Raw genomic sequence first — 19,758 nt, forward strand, 5'->3', positions numbered from 1 at the left:
CAGGGCTCAGACAATGACCAACCCCGCGGCAATCACCAGCTCCTCCAACGCCAACAGATCCGGTACTTTCGCCACATGTTCCCCGACCTGCACGGCGGCCTGCTCCAGCCCGCACAGCGGCACGTCAACGTAGCTCAACTGGCTGTCGAGCTTGTAGGAGCGCGGGATGCCTTGGACCAGCAGGGCAATGAAGCGCAACTCCGGGCGGCCGCCCAGGGCGTTGAGCACGACGATGCGCGCGCGCTCGCCGATCATGGTTTTCTGGCCACAGGCCGACTCGAAACTCAGCAGTGGGATCTGGCGTTCGCGCCAGCTCACCCAGCCCAGAAACCAGGGCGGTGTGTCCATGTCGAACGCGCTGCTTTGGTAGTCGATCAGCTCCGCCACCGCGACATTGGGCAATACCAGATGCCGGTCGGCCAAGGGCAGCAATAACCCGGTGAGATGACTGGCGCGAAATTCATCCATGGTTTTTGCTCCAGTAGGCGATGCTGTCGAGCAGCACCGATTCCTGGTACGGCTTGCCCAGGTAATCGTTGACACCGATGGTCATCGCGCGGTCGCGATGCTTCTGGCCGGTGCGGGAGGTGATCATGATGATCGGCAAGTGCGCCAGGCTTGGGTCGTTGCGCACTTGGGTGGCGACTTCGAAGCCATCCATGCGCGGCATTTCGATGTCCAACAGCATCAGGTCAGGCGTGTGTTCGCTCAACAGGGCCATGGCGTCAACTCCGTCCTTGGCCGTGAGGACATGCATGCCATGGCGCTCCAGCAAGCGGCTGGTAACCTTGCGCACCGTCACCGAGTCGTCCACCACCAAAATCAGCAGCGGTCGCTGGGGTTCGCTCTCACTTTGGGTAGACAACTGGCGGCGCGGCACCTGGTGCGGCAAGGCGCGGATCGGCGCCAGCAGGTCGAGGATCAGCACCACCCGGCCGTCTCCCAGGATTGTCGCCCCGGACAGGCCCCGTACCGCTGAGAACTGCGAGCCGAGACTCTTGACCACGATCTCCCGGGTCCCAGCGGTGGCGTCCACCTGCACCGCGACGTGCCGTTCGTTGCACTGCACCAGCAGCACCGGCAAGGGCTGGCTTTGCCCCAGTAATTTCGGGCGGGCCGCGGTTTTCAGCAGCTCCCCCAGGTAACACAGCTCGTAGCGCTGCCCGGCGTAGGTGTAGGTGGGCGGATCGAGCTGGTAATAGCCGTCCAGTTCAGCGGGCAATACCCGGACGATGCTGTCGATGGTGTTCAACGGAATTGCGTACTGGTCTTCATGGCACTGCACCATCAACGCCCGGTTCACCGACACCGTGAACGGCAGGCGAATGCGAAAGTGCACACCCTGCCCCGGCGTCGAGTCGATGGACATCGTGCCGCCCAACTGCCGCACCTCTTCGTGGACCACGTCCATGCCGACGCCACGCCCGGAAATCTGGGTAATTTTTTCCGCCGTGGAAAAGCCTGGCTGGAGAATGAACTGCAGCACATCACGGTCACTGATGTCGCTGTCGGGCGCCAGCAAGCCACGCTTGATCGCCTTGCGCCGCACCGCGTCCAGTGGCACTCCCGCACCGTCGTCGCGAATGTCGAAGATGATGTCGCCCCCCTCCCGGGACAGGTCGAGGCTGATGCGCCCCTTGGCCGGCTTTCCGGCGGCGATACGCACATCGGCGGGTTCAAGGCCATGGTCGACGGCGTTGCGCAACATATGCTCCAAAGGCGCCGCCATGCGTTCGAGCACGTTGCGGTCCATCTCGCCCTCGGCATTGTCGACCACGAACTCGACGTCCTTGCCCAGCTCTTGGGCGACTTGCCGGACGATGCGCTTGAGTCTCGGCACCATGCGCTCGAACGGCACCATGCGCGTACGCATCAGGCCTTCCTGGAGTTCGGTATTGATGCGCCCTTGCTGTTGCAGCAGGTTTTCCGCGTCGTGATTGCTGCGGTCGAGGGTTTCCTTGAGATCGAGCAAGTCCGAAGCGGACTCGAACAGCGCCCGGGACAATTGCTGCAACTGGGAATGGCGGTCCATCTCCAAGGGGTCGAATTCTTCGTAGCCCAACCGCTCGGCTTCCGCTTGCTGGCGGCTGAGAATGCGCCCCTGGGTTTCGGTATCCAGGCGACGCAACTGATCGCGCATGCGCTCGATGGTGGTTTCCATCTCGCCCAGGGCAATACGCGCGTCGTTGACTTGTTGCTCGATACGGCCACGGAAGATCGATGTTTCGCCAGCGAGGTTGACCAGGTCGTCGAGCAATTCGGCGGAGACCTTCACAGTGTCCACGCCGTCGCCCGACATTGCGGGCTCGGGTCGCGACGGCAGCGTTGCTGGCGCCTGGATCGAGGCAGGCTCCGGTGTTGCAACAGGTTCGGGCGCCTCGTTCTCCTGCGGATGGCCCACCGCGTGGATCCGCGCGATCAACCGATCGCCTGGCGGACACGGCTGCCCTGCGCGGACCGCGTCGAGCATCTGCGCCAGTCGGTCATGACTGCTTTGCAGCAGGACAAATAGCTCGGGGCCCGGTTGCAGCAGACCCGCCGACAGGCCTTCGTAAAGGTTTTCCAGTTCATGGGCGAGATCGCCGATGGGGGCGATTTCCACCATCCGTGCGCCGCCCTTGAGGGTATGCAGGTCCCTCAGCAAGGTTTCCACGGCCTGGCGGTTGCCCGGGTCTTCCTGCCAGCGCAGCAAAGCAGCGCCGGAACTGTCGAGGATGTCGAAACCCTCCTCGAGAAAGATTTCCAGCAGCTCCGGGTCATGCCCCGTGGCATCGCTCGGACTCGCCCCCGGTGTCTCGATGGCGTTCGGCCGGTCCTGGCGGAACCGGTGGATAGCGTCGATCAGCGCAACGGGATCGCCCAGTGGCTGGCCTTGCTGCAACTGCCCGAGCAAAAGATCGAGTCGCGCATGGCTGCTGTCGAGCAGTTGCGCCAGTTCCTCGCTGTAGCTGTAGCGGCGATCCACCAGTCCCTCATAGAGGCTTTCGAGCTCCTGGGCGAGGTCACTGACCGGCCGGATATTCGCCATGCGCGCGCCGCCCTTGAGCGTATGCAGATCGCGCTGCAGCGACGACAGCGGCGCGCCGTTGTCCGGATCGGCGAGCCAGCGCTGCAAGGCCTGGGCGGCGCTTTCCAGGATGTCCTGCGCCTCTTCGAGGAAGATCGAGGCGATGTCGTCGTCGAACGAGGTATCGGTGGTCGCGCCCTGCTCCATTTCGGCGGTCGCCTGCCCCAGCTCGCGGATGCTCAGCGTGCGACTGCCGTCGCTGCGAATCAGCCCCGTGGCGGCTGGGTCGAGGCTCTCTTCGAGCAGTTTGCGCAGGGCTTGCACCCGCTCGGACCGCGAATGCACATGCTGGCCGGCCGCCAACTCGTCGAGCATGTCGATCAACGCTTCGTGGGCGCGTTGCGCTTCCTGGAAAAAGGCGTCGCTGACTGCGAGGCTGCTTTCCTCCACCGCGCCGTAGAGGTCGAGCAACGCTTCGCAGAGCTCGTCCACCGGGTGCAGGTCGGCCAGGTGCGCGCCTTCGCCCAGGGTGGTCAGCTCATCGAGCAAGGCACTCAATTCCTGGCTTTGAGCGGGATGCTGCTGCCAACGCTGCAACAGGTTCTCTGCGTCCAGCAGGATATCCATGCCTTGGGCGAGGAAGTTATTGATCAACTGCGGATCACGCTTGGTCCGCGCGCCTTGATCCGCCGCGCCAACCGCCGCCTGCAAGCGCTCGGCCAGCAGCGCCCGGGCCCGCTGGATCAAATCGGCGGCACCGGCTATCGAAGCCAACGGTTCGCTGTGCAACTGGCGCAGGCCGCGTCGCAACAGCCCCTCGCCCTCAAGCAACAGTTCAATCTCATCCAGGTCCAGCGCCAGCGAATGCGCCTTGTATTCCCGGGCCAGCTCGTCCAGCGCCCCGGCAAGCTCGGCAATGGGCAGCACACCGGCCATCGATGCGCTGCCCTTGAGGGTGTGCAACGCCCGTTGCAGTTCGTCGCTGGCCTGCAACGGCAGTTGTTCGGCGGCTTGATCAAGGAAGCGATCGAGCGTGGCGAGGTGCCCTTGGGCTTCGTTGTCGAAAATGTTCAGGAGCAGCGGATCGAGAGCCGTCACGTCTCGCTCGTCGTCATCGTCTTCATCGCTGCCCTTGGCAAGGGCATGGGCGCGAGCCGCCAGACGATCGACGTCGTCACGCTGGGATTGGCGGTGCGCGGCGAATTCGGCGACCAGGGCCGGCAGCAGTTGCACCGTTTCTTCAATCAACTGCCGGACCGAAGCGCCCGGCTCCACGCTGCGTTCCAGCACCCGGTTGAGCAGGTTTTCCACGGCCCAGGCCAACTCACCGAGGATCAGCGCCCGAACCATCCGGCCGCTGCCCTTGAGGGTATGGAAGGCTCGGCGCAGTTCTGTGAGGGCGCCATGATCGTCCGGATGGGCAGCCCAGCGCGGCAGGTACTCATTCAAGACATCGAGCACTTCGGCGGTTTCCTCGAGGAACACCTCGCGCAGCTCATCGTCTATCGGGCTTTCGTCCGCCGGGGGCGGCAGCAGGCTGGCCGGCATGTTTCTCGCCGGCGGGTTGACCGCCGAGACCGGGCTGGCCAGGACTTCGGCCAAGGATTGCACGGTCTGCGGGTCGTCCAGCTCTTGCAGATCCTGCATGACCTGGGCTTCGTTGGGGCTGAGCACGTCATCGAGTAACGGCACGCGGGCTTCGTCGGGGAAATACCCGAGGGCGCCCAGGCTGCGCTCGACCCCATCAAGCAGGTTCTCGGCAGGCTTGTGGGGGTCTTCGCTCAAGCGCTCCAGGTAATATTCCAGGCCGGTAATCACGTCGGCCAGGTGATCCAGCTCTTCCCAGCCCGGTCGGGCATGCTCGAGCAACAGGTGCTCGTGGATGAAACCGTGGCAAGCCTCCACGAGGCTGGCAGCACGGGTCAACGGGATCATCGCCAGCGCACCGCGCACCTGGGTCAGCAGCGCCGGCAATGGCTGGAGCTGCTCGCTGTTCCAGTCCGCGTCGATGTAGTCGACGATCAGGTCCTTGGCCTGCTGCAGGCAGGTGTGGGCTTCCTTGATGACGATCTGGTGGATCTGGGTCAGGTCGGTGGTCGGCAGACGATTGTCTTCGCGGCTCTCCGGCTCGACAGTGCCGACCATGCCGGCCAGGGTCGCCTCGACATAGAGCAGGGCACCGGCGACATCCATCAGGGTCGCGTCATCCGGCTCGCGTTGGCCCTGGGCCAGGCTCAGGACCACCGCCAACTGGTCGATGATCACCTTTCGGGGCTGGCCGAAACCCAGCACCGCCAGGGTGTCGGCGATCTGGCGCAGGGGCGCCAGCAAACTGTCCAGCTCCGTGACGTGCTGCCGATCGCTGCGCACGAAAAGGTCCAGGCGTTCCTTGACCCGGACCAGTTCCTCGCAGAGCGCCGCCAGCACCGAGCGCATGGCATCGCGGTCGGGCCCGGCCAGGCGGGCCCGTTCCTCATCGACCATGGCGCTGTCGGGCAGCGCGTCGTCCAGTGAGTAGCGTTCTTTCATGATCTGCATCTGCCCGCTGGGATGTTCGGCCTTGGCAATATAGAACAACAGGCTCTTGACCAGGTGTGACGGGGCCGGTTGATTGACGCCTGGCATGCCCTGCACCAGCAGGCGCTTGAGCTCCTTGTCGGCATCCTTGAACAGGCTGCGCAACGCCGGGCTGTTGGCGATGCGCCCCTCGCGCATGCCCTCGACCAATGCCGAAGCGACCTGCCACAACGCATTGAGTGGCGCCCCGGCGCACAGCGTTTCCAAACGGTGGAAGACCTTGGCCAGGTAGCCGAGGTGAGTGGCGTCGTCTTGTTCGCGCAACAACCCCACCAACGCGACCTGCAAGGTTTGGCGCAGCTTGCGCAGGGTGCCTGGCAGGTCGGCGGGTTCGAGCCGTTTCAAGGCGTCATCCCTGAGGGGCGCGACATCAGGCAACTGCGGGCTGAACAGGCTGGTCTCCGACAACAGGCTTTCGCCCCTGGCGCTGCGCAAGTCGTTGATCAACGGCAGCACCACCAGCGGCAGGTCGCGACGGGCGCCTTGCACACGTTCAAGATAGGCCGGCAATTGGCCCAGGGCCTGGCGCAACAGGCTGACGGCCTCGTCGCGGTGGGCAATACGATTGTCCTGCAGCGCGATGCACAGTTGCTCCATTTCTTCGGCGAGTAACGCCGCGCCATAAAACTCGACCATCTGCAGGCCACCGTGGACCTGATGGATACAGGCCAGGCATAGGGCAAGTGCATCCGGCGCCTGCGGGTCGTCCTCCGGACGATTGAGTGCCAGATGAGCCTGCCTCAGCGTTTCGGCAATCTCGCCCTTGACCCACTCCAGGGCCACGTAGTCGTGCCGATCACCCATATCCACTCCAAATCAACAGTCATATCCCCAGAGCGGATCAGCCCTTGTGTTTTGGGACTGCTTCGCCGTCCAGCGGGGATAAATCCCCTCGCCACAGAAGATCTCCGTAGCCAGGAAAGCGCGGCCAATCACGCCTTGTCCTCATCCGTCACCGCTGCCGGCGGCAAGGTGAAACCCGACACCGAGCGGCGCAGTTGGCTGGCCATCTTCGCCAGGTTGCCGATGCTCTCGGCGGTGGCGGTGGAGCCGGACGAGGTCTGCGAGGTGATCTGCTGAATCACGTTCATGGTCAAGGAAATCTGCCCTGCGGAGGTGGTCTGCTGCTGCGCCGCGTTGGAAATGCTCTGGATCAGCGCCGCCAGGGTCTTGGACACACCTTCGATTTCCTCCAGGGCGACGCCGGCGTCCTGGGCCAGTCGGGCACCGCGCACCACTTCGGTGGTGGTCTGTTCCATGGAGATCACCGCTTCATTGGTGTCGGCCTGGATCGCCCGCACCAGCGTCTCGATCTGCCGGGTCGCCGCCGAGGAACGCTCCGCCAACCGCTGCACTTCGTCGGCCACCACTGCGAAGCCGCGACCGGCATCACCGGCCATGGACGCCTGGATCGCCGCGTTGAGTGCCAGGATGTTGGTCTGGTCGGCGATGTCGTCGATCAGGCTGACAATGTCGCCAATTTCCTGGGACGACTCGCCCAACCGCTTGATGCGCTTGGCGGTGTCCTGGATCTGTTCGCGAATGTTATCCATGCCATGGATGGTGTTGTGCACCACCTCGTTGCCCTTGTTGGCGATTTCCACGGAGCGCTCGGCCACCGCCGACGACTCGGCGGCATTGGCCGACACCTGGTCGATGGATTGGGCCATTTCATTGATTGAAGTCGATGCTTCGGAAATTTGCTGGGCCTGGTGCTCGGATGCCTGGGCCAGGTGCATCGCCGTGGCCTGGGTTTCCTGCACGGCGGCAGCGACCTGGCCGGCGGTGAGGTTGATGGTCGCCACCAGATCACGCAACTGATCCACCGAGTAGTTGATCGAGTCGGCGATGGTCCCGGTGAAATCCTCGGTGACCGAGGCAGTGACGGTCAGGTCGCCGTCGGCCAGGTCCTCGATTTCGTCGAGCAATCGCATGATTGCATTCTGGTTGCGCTCGTTCTTTTCCGCCGTCTCTCTCAACTGGCGGTTGGTTTCGCGAACCATGACCAGGCCGATAAGGATAATCGACATCAGCGCCAGCAGGCCCAATACATAGCCGCCAATGGTGTTGACCGAACGCCCGCCCGCCAGGTTCTCGAACGCCGTGGCCAGGTGCGAGGCCTCATCGAGGAGGGTTTGCGACAGGCTGAAGATATTGCTCGCCGACTCGCGGACCTTGAACAGTTCCGGGGAAGTCTCGAGGATTTCATCCACCGAGCCCGAGACGAACTCGAACAGCTCGCTGATTTCCGACAGGCGCGCCCGGGCATCGCGATCCTGTACCTGGGGGATCTTCAAGGTCGGGTCCCCTTGCAGCATGCCGTTGAGCACCTGGCCGAAACGCGCGGCGTCGCGGCCAAAGGTATCGGCGGCCTGGCTGGCATTTTCATCACCGGCCAATACGGTATTCACCGCGCCGAGGATGCGTTCGGCCAGTAACGACTGGCGCTGGGCCATGGCCACCTGGGCGGCCGGCGCGCCACGTTGCAGGAGGATCTCGACGACTTTTTCATACTCGACCTGCAGTTGCGGAACGGTTTCGGCCAGGGTCGCCGCGACTTGATGCAGCGACAGGACGGTTTGCTCGCTGGAGAGGATGGCATCGGTATTCTTCAGCAGCCGCTCCCAGTCCAACTGCACGGCACGCATCTGCGGCCGCAGGGTGGCGGGCGCCGGCGGCAGGCCGGTCACCGGATCGCCCTGTTTCAGGTAGCCCCAGCGCTGGGCGAAGTCGTTGCGCGCATCGCTCAGCAGCTTGAACGCAGCCGCCTTGCCGGCCGCGGCCTCGGTGGCGTTCTTGGCGATGCGCTGGGACAACACCCGCAGCTCACCGGCATGGCCGATGTACTGTTTGTCATAGGTGGACTGGACGTTGAGGTACGCGAAATTGGCGAACAACAGCATGATGAAGACAATCAGCGCGACGAACAGCACGATGATCTGCGAACGACTGCGCGACGCTTCCAGTGGCTTGCCTGTTTTTGCTTTGATCATCGGTTCTCGCCTGTCCCCAAAACCCCAAACCACCGCCATTCAAATGTGGGAGCGAGCGTGCTCGCGATAGCGGCGGTACAGCTTGCATCAATGTTGACTGCACTGGCGCCATCGCGAGCAAGCTCGCTCCCACAGGGGCCGCGCTGCGGCCTGTTAAACCGCCACATCCATGAACCCCGGCGAACGCGCCAAGGCAAACGGGCTGAACACCTGCCATTGCCGCTCGCCGGCGAAACGGCCCTGGACGTACGCCGATTCCGGGCGATCCAAGGAGGCCGTGGGAATCGCTTCAAGGCTGTCCTTGGCAAAATGCTGCAAGCCGAGCACTTCGTCCACCAGCAAACCGGCGAAGACTTCGTCATGGTCCACCACCAATACCCGCCGCTGCTTGCGCACGCTGGACAGTTCATGGCCGAAAAAACCGCACAGGTCCATCAGCGGCAACAAACGCCCCCGCAGGTTGGCGACTCCGCGAACCCATGGCTTGACCCCGGGCAACGAGGTGTGGCGCGGCTCATGCAGCACTTCACTCACTTCGCCCATGGGCGCCACGTACCAATGTTCGCCCAGGCGAAAACCGATGCCGCTCCAGCTGTCCCGGTGCATGGGCTGGGACGGGAGGTCCGCGCCCAGCAACCGGCAGCGTCGATCGATCTGAAGCAACAGTTCGAATGCGGTCAGGGAGTGGCTCATGCCCGCGTCGTCAGCCTTCCAGCACTTTGTTCAGGGTCGTGATCAGGGTGTCCTCGTCCACCGGCTTGGTCAGATAGTCCTTCGCGCCCTGGCGCGTACCCCAGACCTTGTCGGTGTCCTGGTCCTTGGTGGTGATGATGATCACGGGGATGTGTCCGGTATCAGGGTCCTTGGTCAGCTGGCGCGTGGCCTGGAAACCGTTGAGGCCGGGCATGACGATATCCATCAATACCGCATCGGGTTTTTCCTGGCGGGCCAATGCCACGCCATCGGCGCCGTTTTCGGCCTTCAGGACCTCGTGGCCGTGCTTTTCCAGCATGCCGGTGAGCTTGTACATCTCAGTCGGCGAATCATCGACGATCAGAACGCGTGCCATGGTGTTCCCCATTCTTCTGGACCTCGGGCCCGAGGCCGAGCGTCATTAATATGCCTGGTGCGACTGGACAGCGGCAAAGCCCGGGACATGGGCCTGTATCGCGCCCAGCAGTTCTTCCTTGCTGAAAGGCTTGGTCAGGAATTGATCGGAGCCGACGATGCGCCCCTTGGCCTTGTCGAACAGACCATCGCGGGACGACAGCATGATCACGGGCGTCGCCTTGAAGGCGCTGTTGTTCTTGATCAGGGCGCAGGTCTGGTAACCGTCCAGGCGCGGCATCATGATATCGACAAAGATAATGCCTGGATGATGATCGACGATCTTGGCCAGGGCATCGAAGCCGTCGACCGCCGTTATCACTTCGCAACCAACGTTGCGCAGCAGGGTTTCGGCGGTGCGGCGGATGGTCTTCGAGTCGTCGATGACCATCACCTTCAAAGCGCTGGGTTGCTGCTGCGTAAGATGCTCTGCCATTGCCACTGCGAACCGGTTTTTAACGCATAAGTGTGATCGACAGCGCAAACCCTTGATGTTCAAGGCCCGCACGTCACATGGCAGCCTTTTTAGCACAGTCTCCAGCAACGATCTATCCGCCGCTCGGTACGGTGGTTTTTCCTTGACCGCCAATCTTCGGGGCGCCACTCTGACGCCACTTTTTCAGCCATTTGTGCCCATCAAATTTCGAGGAACCAAGCCATGAGCGTACGCGTCGGCATTGTCATGGACCCAATCGCCAGCATTTCCTATAAGAAGGATAGCTCGCTGGCCATGCTGCTGGCCGCTCAAAAGCGCGGCTGGGAGTTGTTCTACATGGAACAGCGCGACCTCTACCAGGCCGAAGGCCAGGCCCGGGCACGGATGAAGCCGCTGAAAGTCTTCGCCAACCCCGAGAAATGGTTCGAATTGGGTGACGAGAACGACGCGCTGCTAAGCGACCTGGACGTGATCCTGATGCGCAAGGATCCGCCGTTCGACATGGAATTCGTGTATTCCACTTATCTGCTGGAACAAGCTGAAAGCGCCGGCGTGCTGGTGGTCAATAAGCCGCAGAGCCTGCGCGACTGCAACGAAAAGCTGTTCGCCACGCTATTCCCGCAATGCACGCCGCCCACCATCGTCAGCCGTCGCCCGGACGTGTTGCGCGAATTTGCCGATCATCATGGCGACGTCATCCTCAAGCCCCTGGACGGCATGGGCGGCTCTTCGATCTTCCGCCACACCGCAGGCCATCCGAACCTGTCGGTGATCCTGGAAACCCTGACCTTGCATGGCCAGCAACAGATCATGATCCAGGGCTACCTGCCGGCCATCGTCGACGGCGACAAGCGCATCCTGATGATCGACGGCGAACCCGTCGATTATTGCCTGGCGCGCATCCCGGCGGCCGGCGAAACCCGTGGCAACCTGGCGGCCGGTGGTCGTGGCGAAGCTCGTCCGCTGACCGATAAGGATCGCTGGATCGCCGCCCAGGTCGGCCCGACGCTGCGCGAGAAAGGCCTTCTATTCGTCGGCCTGGACGTGATCGGCGAGCATCTGACGGAGATCAACGTCACCAGCCCGACCTGCATCCGCGAGATCGACAATGCCTTCGGCACGGACATCGGCGGCATGCTGATGGACGCCATCGAGAAGCAGCTGCAAGCGGCAAGCCACACGCGGCAAGCTTGATGCAGCTTGTCGCTTGCTGCTTGAGGCTTGAAGCTAAAAACCAACATTGCGTTATCATGCCCGGCCTGTGAAACCCGCGATGTTGGTTTTTTTGCCATGACACTCCCGTCCGATCTGCCCCAAGAGCTCGCCCATCGTGGCGTGCGCCCGGCTGATCGCCTTGGCTTCACCCTTTTCCTGGCGGCATTGATCCACCTGGCGCTGTTGTTGGGCGTCGGCTTTGCCACGGTCGAACCCAAGCAGATCAGCCAGACCCTGGAAATCACCCTGGCCACCTTCAAGAGCGAAACCAAGCCACAGAAGGCGGACTTCCTGGCCCAGGAAAACCAGCAGGGCAGTGGCACCCTGGAAAAGAAAGCGACCCCCAAGACCACCGAGATCGCGCCGTTTCAAGACAATAAAGTGCAGAAGGTGACCCCGCCCCCCACGGCCAAGCCGGAGGTCCAGGAGACGGCGCCCAAGGCTGCCGTGACCACCGTGGCGCCGAAGCCGAAAAAAGCCCCGGTAAAGGAAGAGGTCAAGCCCGATCCGAAACCCAAGGCGCCAGAACCGACTTTCGACAGCTCGCAGTTGTCCAGCGATATCGCCAGCCTGGAAGCCGAACTGGCCCAGGAACAGCAGTTGTACGCCAAGCGCCCGCGCATCCATCGCCTGAGCGCAGCTTCGACCATGCGCGACAAGGGCGCCTGGTACAAGGACGAGTGGCGCAAGAAGGTCGAGCGCATCGGCAACCTGAACTACCCCGACGAAGCCCGGCGCAAGCAGATCTACGGCAACCTGAGATTGATGGTTTCGATCAACCGCGATGGCTCGCTGTACGAAGTGCTGGTGCTCGAATCCTCCGGCCAGCCGCTGCTGGACCAGGCGGCCCAGCGAATCGTGCGCCTGGCCGCGCCCTTCGCACCGTTTACTGGTGACCTGTCGGACATCGACCGCCTGGAAATCATCCGCACCTGGAAGTTCGCCCGGGGTGATCGGCTGTCCAGTAACTGATCTTCAGACAGTATCAATACCCTGTGGGAGCGAGCTTGCTCGCGATTGCCATCGATCATTCAGCATGAATGGCGACTGACACACCGCATCGCGAGCAAGCTCGCTCCCACAGGGGATTGGTGACAGCCCCAAGCATTTCCCAGCTTGTCAGTTCGCCCCCACGCCGCCACACTAGCGCCTATGAAAAACGTCAGCCCCACCTACCTCAAGCATCACTTCCTGATCGCCATGCCGCACATGGCCGATCCGAATTTTGCCCATACCTTGACCTACATCGTCGAGCACACGGCCAATGGGGCCATGGGACTGGTGGTCAATCGCCCACAGGAGCTGAACCTGGCGGACATCCTCGAGCAACTGCGCCCCGAGGTCGAGCCGCCATTGCTGTGCCAGCATGTGCCGATTTTCATCGGTGGCCCGGTGCAGACCGATCGCGGTTTCGTGCTCCACCCGTCGGGTCCCAAATTCCAGGCCACCGTCGATTTGAACGGTGTGTCGCTATCCACATCCCAGGACGTGCTGTTTGCCATCGCTGACGGCGTCGGCCCGGAAAAGAGCCTGATCGCCCTTGGCTATGCCGGCTGGGAACCCGGGCAACTGGAAGCCGAACTGGCCGACAATGCCTGGCTGACCTGCCCGTTCGACGCCGACATCCTGTTCAACACCAGCAGCGAACTGCGCCTGGAAGCGGCCGCCAGCAGGCTGGGCGTCAACCTCAGCTTGCTCACCAGCCAGGCAGGACACGCCTGATGGCTCTCCGCCTGCTGCTGGGCTTCGACTACGGCACCAAACAGATCGGCGTTGCGGTCGGCCAGGTCGTCACCGGCCAGGCCCGCGAACTGTGTACCTTGAAGGCGCAGAACGGCGTTCCGGACTGGAATCAGGTCGAAGCGCTGATCAAGGAATGGAAACCCGACGCCGTGGTGGTCGGCCTGCCGTTGAACATGGACGGCACGCCCAGCGACATGTGCGTGCGCGCGGAGAAGTTCGCCCGACGGCTCAACGGCCGCTTCAATCTGCCCTTCTATACCCATGACGAACGCCTGACCACGTTCGAGGCCAAGGGCGAACGCCTGGTCCGCGGTGGGCAGAAAGGCAGTTACCGCGACAACCCGGTGGACGCCATCGCCGCCGCCCTGCTGCTGCAAGGCTGGCTCGATGCCAACGCCGCCCTGTTAGAAACCTGATTTTTTGAAAGCGCCGCGAGGCGCTTTCTTTTAGCGATAAACCGAGTCACCAGCACCGACCCGGAAACCTGAAGGAGCCAGCATGAGCCTGCCCAATCCCGCCGAACTGATCAGCCAGATGGCGATCCGTCTCACGGCGCACCTGGAACAACGCGGCATTAGCGAACCGCGCTACATCGGCATTCGCACCGGCGGCGTCTGGGTTGCCCAGGCCTTGCTCGATGAACTGGGCAGCGATTCGCCGCTGGGTACCCTGGATGTGTCCTTCTACCGCGATGACTTCAGCCAGAACGGCTTGCATCCTCAAGTACGTCCCTCGGCCCTGCCGTTCGAGATCGAAGGCCAGCACCTGGTGCTGATCGACGACGTGCTGATGAGCGGCCGGACCATCCGCGCCGCCATGAACGAACTGTTCGACTATGGCCGCCCGGCCAGCGTGACGCTGGTGTGCCTGCTGGACCTGGACGCCGCCGAGCTGCCGATCCGCCCGAACGTGGTCGGCGCGACGCTGACGCTGGCCACCCATGAGCGGGTCAAGCTCTCCGGGCCGTCGCCGCTGCAACTCGAACTGCAAGATCTTGCCCTTTAACTGCCCTTGTAAGAGTCCATCGCGATGACGCCTCTCGAAACCAAGCGCCCGCTGCAGCTCAACGATCAGGGCCAGCTGCGGCATTTCCTGTCCCTCGACGGCCTGCGCCGCGAGCTGCTGACGGAAATCCTCGACACCGCCGACTCATTCCTCGAAGTCGGCGCCCGAGCGGTGAAGAAAGTCCCGTTGCTGCGCGGCAAGACCGTGTGCAACGTCTTTTTTGAAAACTCCACCCGCACCCGCACCACCTTCGAACTGGCGGCCCAGCGGCTGTCGGCGGATGTGATCAGCCTCAACGTGTCCACATCCTCGGCGAGCAAGGGCGAGACCCTGCTCGACACTCTGCGCAACCTCGAGGCCATGGCCGCCGACATGTTCGTCGTGCGCCACGGTGACTCCGGCGCGGCACACTTCATCGCTGAACATGTCTGCCCGCAAGTGGCGATCATCAACGGCGGCGACGGCCGTCACGCCCACCCGACCCAGGGCATGCTCGACATGCTGACCATCCGTCGTCACAAGGGCAGCTTTGAAAACCTGTCGGTAGCGATCGTTGGCGACATCCTGCATTCGCGGGTGGCGCGCTCGAACATGCTGGCCCTCAAGACGCTGGGCTGCCCGGACATCCGCGTAATCGCGCCGAAAACCCTGCTGCCCATCGGCGTCGAGCAGTACGGCGTGAAGGTCTACACCGACATGACCGAAGGCTTGAAGGACGTGGACGTGGTGATCATGCTGCGCCTGCAACGCGAGCGTATGACCGGCGGCCTGCTGCCCAGCGAAGGCGAGTTCTACCGCCTGTTCGGCCTGACCACGGCACGCCTGGCCGGAGCCAAGCCGGACGCCATCGTCATGCACCCGGGGCCGATCAACCGCGGCGTGGAGATCGAGTCGGCGGTGGCCGACGGGCCGCGTTCGGTGATTCTCAACCAAGTGACCTACGGCATCGCCATCCGCATGGCCGTGCTGTCCATGGCCATGAGCGGGCAAACGGCCCAGCGCCAACTCGACCAGGAGAACGCCCAGTGAAGCTCAGCATTCTCGGCGCACGCGTGATCGATCCGGCCAGCGGCCTGGATCAAGTGACTGACATTCATATCGATGCCTGCAAGATCGTCGCTCTGGGCGCCGCGCCGGCAGGCTTCGCGGCGGTCGAGACCCTCGACGCCCACGGCCTGGTAGCCGCCCCCGGTCTGGTTGACCTCAACGTCGCCCTGCGCGAGCCGGGCTACAGCCGCAAAGGCAGCATCATCAGCGAAACCCGGGCGGCCGCCGCCGGTGGCGTGACCAGCCTGTGCTGCCCACCGCAAACCAAACCGGTGCTGGACACCTCGGCCGTGGCCGAACTGATCCTCGACCGCGCCCGCGAAGCCGGCAACACCAAGGTCTTCCCCATTGGCGCACTGAGCAAGGGCCTGGAAGGCGAGCAACTGGCCGAGCTCATCGCCCTGCGCGATGCCGGTTGCGTGGCGTTCGGCAATGGCCTGAACAATTTCCGCAACACCCGTACCCTGTGCCGCGCGCTGGAATATGCGGCGACCTTCGGCCTGACGGTGATCTTCAACTCGCAGGACCTTGACCTGGCCGAAGGCGGCCTGGCCCACGAAGGCCCCACCGCCAGTTTCCTTGGCCTGCCGGGCATCCCGGAAACAGCCGAGACCGTGGCACTTGCCCGGGACCTGCTGCTGGTGGAGCAAAGCGGCGTGCGCGCGCACTTCAGCCAACTGACCAGCGCCCGCGGCGCCGCGCTGATCGCCCAGGCCCAGGCACGTGGTTTGCCGGTGACCGCCGATGTGGCGCTGTACCAGTTGATCCTCACCGACGAAGCGCTGATCGACTTCAATAGCGTCTATCACGTCCAGCCGCCGCTGCGCACCCGCGCCGACCGCGATGGCTTGCGCGAGGCGGTGAAGTCCGGGGTGATCTCGGCCATTTCCAGCCATCACCAACCCCACGAGCGCGATGCCAAGCTGGCCCCCTTCGGCGCCACCGAGCCGGGCATCAGCAGCGTCGAGCTGTTGCTGCCGCTGGCCATGACACTGGTGGAAGACGGATTACTGGATCTACCGACCCTGCTGGCACGCCTGAGCGCCGGCCCGGCCCAGGCGTTGCAATTGCCTGCCGGGAAATTGGCCGTGGGTGCCGCGGCGGACCTGGTGCTGTTCGACCCCGCCGCGTCCACCGTGGCCGGTGAAGCCTGGCGCTCCAAGGGTGACAACTGTCCGTTCCTGGGTCACAGCCTGCCGGGGATGGTGCGCTATACCCTGATGGATGGGCGGATCACTCACCAGGTTTGATACCGCGTCGTCCCTATCGCGAGCAAGCTCGCTCCCACAAGGGGATCTTTGGTGAACACAGGATATGTGAACACCCTCGATCCAGTGTGGGAGCGAGCCTGCTCGCGAATGCAGGCGACTCGATCTACCTGTCTTAATGGAAAGCCCCACGCTTCTGCGCATTACGAATCGAGACCTGGTCATTCAGCGTCCAGAAGTCATACAGCACCCCCAGGAAAAACACCCCGCCGGTCAGCAGGTAAAGGAGCCCACTGAGCCACTTGCCTTGGTACATGCGATGCACACCAAGCACCCCGAGGAACGTGAGCAGGATCCACGCCACGCTGTATTCGATAGGGCCAGGAGTAAAGCGCAGGTCCGCTTCGCGGTCCATGGCAGGGATCAGGAACAGGTCGATCAGCCAGCCAATGCCCAGCAGGCCGAAGGTGAAAAACCAGATCGTGCCGGTCACCGGCTTGCCGTAATAGAAACGGTGAGCGCCGGTAAACCCGAGAATCCAGAGCAGATACCCGATGACTTTGCTGTGGGTATCGCGGATTGCGTCCTGTTGATAGCTGTTCATGAATGGTCTCTTTTGCCTCGATAGAAAAATTTGTTCGGACTTTTTGTGACTTTTTTGTGTCTCGCCGACAAGCGGTACTGGTCGACCCGAGCCGGGGAAACGCCCGTACTACGGGGCCTGTGTCGGACAATCAGGCCAAAATGACGGTATTGTGCGGCGTTTACGCTGGGTTCCGGATCGACAAACGGCCTCGGAAAGCGAAAAAAAGCTGTTATAAAGTTGCGCGCTAACCTTTATGAGCCCTGCCTAATGCGTCCATTTTTAAAGACATGGCTGACCATCTGCCTATTATTGCCACTGGCCGCCCACGCCACCAATCGTGAGCAACGTCTTCCCAACATCAATGGCTACACCCCTAAGTCCCATGTTTCTGCTCCGTCGAGCAAGAACAAGCAAGGCGTCCAGCGCGTGAGCACGGCTCAGAGCCGATTGGTGCCACCCATGGCGACCAAGACCACCAGCAATGTCTTGAGCCGCGCCGTGAATGTACTCGGCACACCTTACCGTTGGGGCGGCAGCAGCCCAAGCAAAGGTTTCGATTGCAGTGGGCTGGTGAAATACGCCTTCAACGACGCCACCTTCGATTTGCCGCGCACATCCAACGCGATGGCAGCCGGCCACGGTGAAAAAGTCGAGCGCAAGGACTTGAAGCCTGGGGACCTGATTTTCTTCAAGCTCAAGAGCCGGCGAGTCAACCATGTGGCCATCTACCTGGGCAATGACCGCTTCATCCACGCCCCGCGCCGTGGCAAGTCGGTGACCATCGACACGCTGAACAAGCCGTATTGGAACACCCATTACGTGGTTGCCAAGCGGGTACTGCCCAAAGAGCCGGGTGCGATGCGGGTGGTTCAGCGCTGATCATCGTCCTCTGTGGCGAGGGGATTTATCCCCGCTGGGCTGCGAAGCAGCCCCAAGATGGTCAGTCTGAAATAAAGATTCAAGCCTATGCATTGTTGGGGGCGCTTCGCACCCCAACGGGGATAAATCCCCTCGCCACAAGGCCTCCTTGCCCCGCTAGAAATTATCCGGCGTACGCGCCCGCTCCCGCGCATGCTCGCGGCTGATCAGTCCCTTGTTCACCAACTCCTTCAGGCACATGTCCAGCGTCTGCATCCCCAGCGAGCCGCCGGTCTGGATCGACGAATACATCTGCGCGATCTTGTCTTCCCGGATGAGATTGCGGATCGCCGAGGTGCCGAGCATGATTTCATGCGCCGCAACCCGGCCGCCGCCGATCTTCTTGACCAGCGTCTGGGAGATCACCGCCTGCAACGACTCCGACAGCATCGAACGAACCATTGACTTCTCGTCACCGGGAAACACGTCCACCACCCGGTCAATGGTCTTGGCCGCCGATGTGGTGTGCAGCGTGCCAAACACCAAGTGCCCGGTTTCTGCGGCAGTCAGCGCCAGCCGGATGGTTTCCAGGTCACGCATTTCCCCCACCAGGATCACGTCCGGATCTTCCCGCAGGGCCGAGCGCAGCGCCGTGGAAAAGCCATGGGTATCGCGGTGCACCTCGCGCTGGTTGATCAGGCATTTGCGCGGTTCATGGACGAATTCGATCGGGTCCTCGATGGTGAGGATGTGATGATGCTTGTGGCTGTTCAGGTAATCGATCATCGCGGCCAGGGTGGTGGACTTGCCCGACCCCGTCGGCCCGGTCACCAGCACGAGCCCACGTGGGGCCTCGGTGATCTTGCGAAACACCTCGCCCATCCCCAGGTCTTCCATGGTCAGGACTTTCGAAGGGATGGTCCGGAACACCGCCCCCGCGCCACGATTCTGGTTGAAGGCGTTGACCCGAAACCGCGCAACGCCTGGCACGTCGAAGGAAAAGTCGGTTTCCAGAAACTTTTCGTAATCCACTCGTTGCCGGTCATTCATGATGTCGTAGATCAGTTCATGGACCTGCTTGTGGTCCAACGCCGGCAGGTTGATACGCCGCACATCGCCATCGACACGGATCATTGGTGGCAACCCGGCGGACAGATGCAGGTCCGACGCCCCCTGTTTGGCGCTGAACGCCAGCAGTTCAGTGATATCCATAGCGCTCCTCAATTCCAGTAGAATGCCGCGAACCTCAGACCCGCTGGCCTTTCTTTATGACCACGATAGCAGACAACATTGCTCAGGTTAGATCGCGCATCCATGCGGCGGAACAGGCCGCCCGGCGCGCCGAACACAGCGTCCATCTACTGGCCGTCAGCAAGACCAAGCCCGCCCAGGCCCTGCGCGAAGCCTACGCCGCCGGCCTGCGTGACTTTGGCGAGAACTACTTGCAAGAAGCGTTGGGCAAGCAGGCCGAACTGACTGACTTGCCCTTGATCTGGCACTTCATCGGCCCCATTCAATCGAACAAGACGCGCGCTATCGCCGAACATTTCGACTGGGTGCATTCCGTGGATCGCTTGAAAATTGCACAGCGCCTGTCCGAGCAGCGGCCAGCCGAGCTGCCACCATTGAACATCTGCATTCAGGTCAACGTCAGCGGCGAAGCCAGTAAATCCGGCTGCGCGCCAGCGGACCTGCCCGCCCTTGCCAGCGCCATCAGCACGTTGCCACGCCTCACGTTGCGCGGGTTGATGGCGATTCCCGAACCGACCGACGATCGCGCTGAACAGGACGCGGCTTTTGCTGCTGTCCAGCGCCTGCAAGCCAGCCTGGACCTGCCCCTGGATACGCTGTCCATGGGCATGAGCCATGACCTCGAATCCGCCATTGCTCAAGGCGCCACCTGGGTGCGCATCGGTACTGCGCTGTTTGGGGCTCGCGACTACGGTCAATCGCCCAGCTGACTCACTCATCTTTCA

At 62.6% G+C, this 19,758-nt stretch carries 17 protein-coding genes; 9 read left to right on the forward strand and 8 right to left on the reverse strand.

The window, feature by feature from the left end:
* Nucleotides 1-6: 6 nt before the first annotated feature.
* From ACLK1G_RS08405 to pilG, 6 genes are all read right to left on the reverse strand, one after another.
* Nucleotides 7-468, reverse strand: a complete 462-nt coding sequence (locus tag ACLK1G_RS08405) for a chemotaxis protein CheW (protein WP_420765017.1) — start codon at nt 466-468, stop codon at nt 7-9.
* Complete coding sequence (locus ACLK1G_RS08410; protein ID WP_420765018.1) at nt 461-6,388, reverse strand: Hpt domain-containing protein; 5,928 nt, start codon at nt 6,386-6,388, stop codon at nt 461-463. Before ACLK1G_RS08410 ends, ACLK1G_RS08405 begins: the two co-directional genes overlap by 8 nt.
* Before the next feature lie 128 nt (nt 6,389-6,516).
* Entirely contained in the window at nt 6,517-8,577 is a 2,061-nt protein-coding gene (locus ACLK1G_RS08415) for a methyl-accepting chemotaxis protein (protein ID WP_420765019.1), read from the reverse strand.
* Nucleotides 8,578-8,730: 153 nt separating this feature from the next.
* Entirely contained in the window at nt 8,731-9,270 is a 540-nt protein-coding gene (locus ACLK1G_RS08420) for a chemotaxis protein CheW (protein ID WP_420765020.1), read from the reverse strand.
* A gap of 10 nt (nt 9,271-9,280) precedes the next feature.
* Nucleotides 9,281-9,646, reverse strand: a complete 366-nt coding sequence (pilH, locus tag ACLK1G_RS08425; RefSeq protein ID WP_420765021.1) for a twitching motility response regulator PilH — start codon at nt 9,644-9,646, stop codon at nt 9,281-9,283.
* 45 nt (nt 9,647-9,691) lie between these two features.
* On the reverse strand, nt 9,692-10,120 hold the full coding sequence (pilG, locus tag ACLK1G_RS08430; protein WP_420765022.1) for a twitching motility response regulator PilG: 429 nt from the start codon (nt 10,118-10,120) through the stop codon (nt 9,692-9,694).
* Nucleotides 10,121-10,342: 222 nt separating this feature from the next.
* Between pilG and gshB the strand changes: the two genes are divergently transcribed.
* From gshB to ACLK1G_RS08465, 7 genes are all read left to right on the forward strand, one after another.
* Nucleotides 10,343-11,314: a glutathione synthase gene (gene gshB / locus ACLK1G_RS08435; protein ID WP_420765023.1), complete on the forward strand. Its 972-nt coding sequence runs from the start codon at nt 10,343-10,345 to the stop codon at nt 11,312-11,314.
* Between the two features lie 96 nt (nt 11,315-11,410).
* Nucleotides 11,411-12,307: an energy transducer TonB gene (locus ACLK1G_RS08440; protein WP_420765024.1), complete on the forward strand. Its 897-nt coding sequence runs from the start codon at nt 11,411-11,413 to the stop codon at nt 12,305-12,307.
* A 180-nt stretch (nt 12,308-12,487) separates the two neighbouring features.
* Nucleotides 12,488-13,057, forward strand: a complete 570-nt coding sequence (locus tag ACLK1G_RS08445) for a YqgE/AlgH family protein (RefSeq protein WP_186612059.1) — start codon at nt 12,488-12,490, stop codon at nt 13,055-13,057.
* On the forward strand, nt 13,057-13,494 hold the full coding sequence (gene ruvX / locus ACLK1G_RS08450; RefSeq protein ID WP_420765025.1) for a Holliday junction resolvase RuvX: 438 nt from the start codon (nt 13,057-13,059) through the stop codon (nt 13,492-13,494). The genes ACLK1G_RS08445 and ruvX overlap by 1 nt, the downstream gene beginning before the upstream one ends.
* An 82-nt stretch (nt 13,495-13,576) precedes the next feature.
* Nucleotides 13,577-14,083 (forward strand): bifunctional pyr operon transcriptional regulator/uracil phosphoribosyltransferase PyrR, encoded by a 507-nt coding sequence (gene pyrR, locus ACLK1G_RS08455; RefSeq protein ID WP_420765026.1) that lies wholly within the window; start codon nt 13,577-13,579, stop codon nt 14,081-14,083.
* Nucleotides 14,084-14,107: 24 nt separating this feature from the next.
* A complete protein-coding gene (locus tag ACLK1G_RS08460) occupies nt 14,108-15,112 on the forward strand; it encodes an aspartate carbamoyltransferase catalytic subunit (protein ID WP_420765027.1) in 1,005 nt (334 codons plus the stop codon).
* A complete protein-coding gene (locus tag ACLK1G_RS08465; protein ID WP_420765028.1) occupies nt 15,109-16,380 on the forward strand; it encodes a dihydroorotase in 1,272 nt (423 codons plus the stop codon). The genes ACLK1G_RS08460 and ACLK1G_RS08465 overlap by 4 nt, the downstream gene beginning before the upstream one ends.
* A 133-nt stretch (nt 16,381-16,513) precedes the next feature.
* Here the strand turns inward: ACLK1G_RS08465 and ACLK1G_RS08470 are convergent, their stop codons facing one another.
* The gene (locus ACLK1G_RS08470) at nt 16,514-16,942 is read right to left on the reverse strand and encodes an NINE protein (RefSeq protein WP_420765029.1); all 429 of its coding nucleotides are present in this window, start codon (nt 16,940-16,942) and stop codon (nt 16,514-16,516) included.
* 249 nt (nt 16,943-17,191) lie between these two features.
* On the opposite strand from ACLK1G_RS08470, the gene ACLK1G_RS08475 reads away from it, so the two are divergent.
* The gene (locus ACLK1G_RS08475) at nt 17,192-17,803 is read left to right on the forward strand and encodes a C40 family peptidase (RefSeq protein ID WP_420765030.1); all 612 of its coding nucleotides are present in this window, start codon (nt 17,192-17,194) and stop codon (nt 17,801-17,803) included.
* A 156-nt stretch (nt 17,804-17,959) separates the two neighbouring features.
* Here ACLK1G_RS08475 and ACLK1G_RS08480 read toward each other — a convergent pair whose 3' ends face one another.
* Nucleotides 17,960-18,994 (reverse strand): type IV pilus twitching motility protein PilT, encoded by a 1,035-nt coding sequence (locus tag ACLK1G_RS08480; RefSeq protein ID WP_420765031.1) that lies wholly within the window; start codon nt 18,992-18,994, stop codon nt 17,960-17,962.
* Nucleotides 18,995-19,050: 56 nt separating this feature from the next.
* On the opposite strand from ACLK1G_RS08480, the gene ACLK1G_RS08485 reads away from it, so the two are divergent.
* On the forward strand, nt 19,051-19,743 hold the full coding sequence (locus ACLK1G_RS08485) for a YggS family pyridoxal phosphate-dependent enzyme (RefSeq protein WP_420765032.1): 693 nt from the start codon (nt 19,051-19,053) through the stop codon (nt 19,741-19,743).
* Nucleotides 19,744-19,758 lie beyond the last annotated feature (15 nt).

It is taken from the genome of Pseudomonas algeriensis, assembly GCF_048847255.1.
Classification (GTDB): domain Bacteria; phylum Pseudomonadota; class Gammaproteobacteria; order Pseudomonadales; family Pseudomonadaceae; genus Aquipseudomonas.